Here is a 3,350-nt window from a genome sequence, read left to right on the forward strand (position 1 = left end):
GAGTATCTAAAGTCTGTACAACAATCCAGTGTTGCGACGACCGGTTGAATCCGCCCACCAACCGTTAATCAGTATTGCAAAAATGGGGGTGACCATAGATTTTTAATGGGCGGTCAGTCCCGGGCAAGTGCCTCGATCGGGTCCAGCCGCGCCGCGTTACGCGCCGGCACGAAGCCGAAGATGATGCCGATCAGGCTCGAACACACAAACGCTGTGATGATCGACTCCATCGAAAACACCATCTGCCATTCCTTGATCAGCAACGAGAACACAAAGCCGATCCCGAACGACAGCGAAATACCGATCACCCCGCCGATCAGGCACACCATCACCGCCTCCACCAGAAACTGCTGGCGAATGTCCGACTGACGTGCGCCCACCGCCATGCGAATCCCGATTTCGCGGGTCCGTTCGGTCACCGACACCAGCATGATGTTCATCACGCCGATCCCGCCCACCACCAGGGAAATCAGGGCGATCAACGACAACAGCAACGCCAGCGACTGGCTGGTCTTTTGCACCGTCTGCATGATGCTGTCCAGGTTGTAGGTGAAGAAGTCCTTGGTGCCGTGGCGTTGTTCCATCAGCTTGACCACGTTGTCTTCCACCACTTTGCTGGGCTGGCCGTCCTTGATCCGCACCGTGATGCTGTCCAGGTAACGCTGGCCCAACAGGCGGCCCGCCGCCGTTTCGTAGGGCACCCACACGTTGAGCGCCTTGCTGGTGTTGAAGATGTTTTTATTGTCGGCCGTCACCCCGATCACGGTGCACGGCAGGTTGCCCACCAGGATGATCTGCCCGAGGGCTTCGACATTCGGCCCGAACAGGCGGTTGCGGGTGTTGTGGTCGATCACCACCACTTGCGCCTGGCGCGTGTCGTCTTCGGCGCTGAAGGTGATGCCTTCGGCGAGCTTGATCCCGCGCACCTGGAACGAGCTGGCGCTCACCCCGTTGACGGTGGCATCCACATCGATGTTGCCAAAGCGCAATAACAGGTTGCGCCCGGCGTTGGGCGTGGCGCTGTCGATGTAATGCAACTGGCTCAGCGCGGTCACGTCCGACAGCACCAGGGTTTCGATCGCCGAGGCATGGCTGTCGCCGAAGTCGGTGCCCGGGTAAATGTCGATGGTGTTGCTGCCGATGGCCTGGATATCGCTGAGTACGTAGCGCTTGGCGCCCTCGCCGATCGCCACGATCGATACCACCGAGGTGATGCCGATCACAATGCCGAGCATGGTCAACAGGGTCCGCATGCGGTGGGAGATCAACGCCACCCACGCCATCACGAACGCTTCCTTGAACAACCCAAGGCTGGCCACCAGGCGTCGCTTGAGCTTCAGTTTGGGGTCGGCCGCGCCTTGCGCCTGCACCTCGGGCACCACGCGCTCGTTGGCGCGGTCGCTGAGCACTTCGCCGTCGCGCATTTCAATGATGCGCTCGGCGTTTGCCGCCACTTTGGGGTCGTGGGTGACGATGATCACCGTGTGCCCGGCCGCGTGCAGCTCCAGCAGGATGTTCATCACTTCCTTGCCGCTGGCGGTGTCCAGGGCGCCGGTCGGTTCGTCGGCCAGGATTACCTCGCCGCCGTTCATCAAGGCGCGCGCGATACTCACCCGTTGCTGCTGGCCGCCGGACAACTGGCTGGGCCGGTTGACCAGGTGATTGGCCAGGCCCAGCCGCGCCAGCAGTTCCTTGGCCCGACTGTGGCGCTGCCCCTCCGGGACACCTGCGTAGATGGCAGGCATTTCCACGTTATGCATGGCACTCAAGTGCGGCAACAAGTGGTAGCGCTGGAAGATGAACCCGAAGTGGTCACGGCGCAGTTCCGCCAGTTCCTGGTCGCCCAGGTCACGGGTTTCGCGACCGCTGATGGTGTAACTGCCGTCCGTGGCGTAGTCCAGGCAACCGAGGATGTTCATCAAGGTCGACTTGCCCGAACCCGAGGCGCCGGTGATGGCGACCATTTCGCCTGCGTTGATGGTCAGGTTGACATCCTTGAGGGCCATGAACGCCTTCTCGCCCGCCATAAAGCTGCGGCTGATGCCTTTGAGTTCCAACAATGCTTGGGTCATGGTCAGATCCCCGCCACGGCCGGTGTCGGATCACCGATCACAACCTTGTCGCCTTCGGCCAGGCCGTCGTTGATCTGGGCCTTCACGTTGTTGTTGATACCCACTTTCACGTTGCGCTCCTGGGCATGACCCGTCTCGTCGACCACGCGCACCACGTAGGTGCCATCGTCATTGCGCTTGCCCAGTGCGGCCACCGGCACCATCAGCACGTCCTTGGCGATGTCGCGCACGATACGCACCTGGGCGGTCATCGAAATGCGCAGGCGGTGGTCGGGGTTGGGCACATCGAACAAGGCGTTATAGAACACGGCGGTGTTTTGCTTGGGCGCACCGGCGGCCTGGGTGTCCAGGTAGTTCTGCGGTGCCGGTTCCGTACCGCGCAGCTTGCCGTAGTAGCGCTTGCTGGCTTCGCCCAGGATCGTGAAATACACCTCCTGGCCCGGCGTGATGTGGATCACGTCCGCCTCCGACACCTGGGCCTTGATGGTCATGGTGTCCAGGTCGGCCAGCTTGAGCAGCACCGGCGCCAGTTGCTCGGCGATCACGGTCTGGCCTTCCTGGGTGACGATACCCACCACGTCGCCATCGATCGGCGCGACGATGCGGGTGTAGCCCAGGTTGACCTTGGCGGTGTCGATCTGGATCCGCGCGTTTTTCAGCTGCGCGTCCAGTGCCACCAGGTTGGCGTTCTGGACCAGGTAGTTGGATTCGGCGGTTTCGTAGTCCTGCTTGGAAATCGCGGCGTCCGCCTGCAGCTTGCTGTAGCGCTCCCACACCGCCTTGGTCTGGGCCGCCTGGGCGGCAGTGGCCTTGCGTTGCGCTTCCAGGTTTTCTTCGTTGACCTGCGCCTGGCGCAAGGCGTTCTGCAGCACCAGCGGGTCGATTTCGGCCAGCCACTGGCCCTTCTTGACCTTGTCGCCGAGCTTGACCTTGAGAGACTTCAACTGGCCGGACACCTGCGCGCCCACATCGACCTGCTTGACCCCTTGCAGCGTCCCGGTGGCCAGCACCGAGTTTTCGATCTCGCCCCGTTCGACCTTGGCTGTCAGGTACTGCGGCGCCTCAGCCGGCGCTTGTACGGAATAGATAACCAGCCCTGCCACGACTGCCAGCGCCAGACCCCAGACAACCCTTTTGCGAAACTTCGACTTTTGCATAGATGACCACTGATACGTTGAAAGGTAGGCCCGGCAAGCTGCCGGGCTGCGCATGAAAAAAGTGAGTGTGCGATTCAGGTAAGGGCTCAGGTGCCCGTGCCGGATCCCCCTTTGACACGCC

Annotated in this window: 2 protein-coding genes; both read right to left on the minus strand. The window is 61.8% G+C overall.

Annotation, left to right across the window (positions count from 1 at the left end):
- Positions 1–113: 113 nt before the first annotated feature.
- Complete coding sequence (locus ACW9H9_RS25545; RefSeq protein WP_457346149.1) at positions 114–2,072, minus strand: MacB family efflux pump subunit; 1,959 nt, start codon at positions 2,070–2,072, stop codon at positions 114–116.
- Positions 2,073–2,074: 2 nt separating this feature from the next.
- Positions 2,075–3,229 carry a macrolide transporter subunit MacA gene (gene macA, locus ACW9H9_RS25550; RefSeq protein ID WP_457346150.1) on the minus strand — a complete coding sequence of 385 codons (1,155 nt, stop codon included), beginning with the start codon at positions 3,227–3,229 and terminating at the stop codon, positions 2,075–2,077.
- Positions 3,230–3,350 lie beyond the last annotated feature (121 nt).

This window comes from Pseudomonas sp. SDO5215_S409 (assembly GCF_054071325.1).

What these genes read in the sequence shown, in the direction of transcription:
- ACW9H9_RS25545 (WP_457346149.1), bottom strand. Translation starts at nt 2,072, where the DNA reads ATGACCCAAGCATTGTTGGAACTCAAAGGCATCAGCCGCAGCTTTATG.
- macA (WP_457346150.1), bottom strand. Translation starts at nt 3,229, where the DNA reads ATGCAAAAGTCGAAGTTTCGCAAAAGGGTTGTCTGGGGTCTGGCGCTG.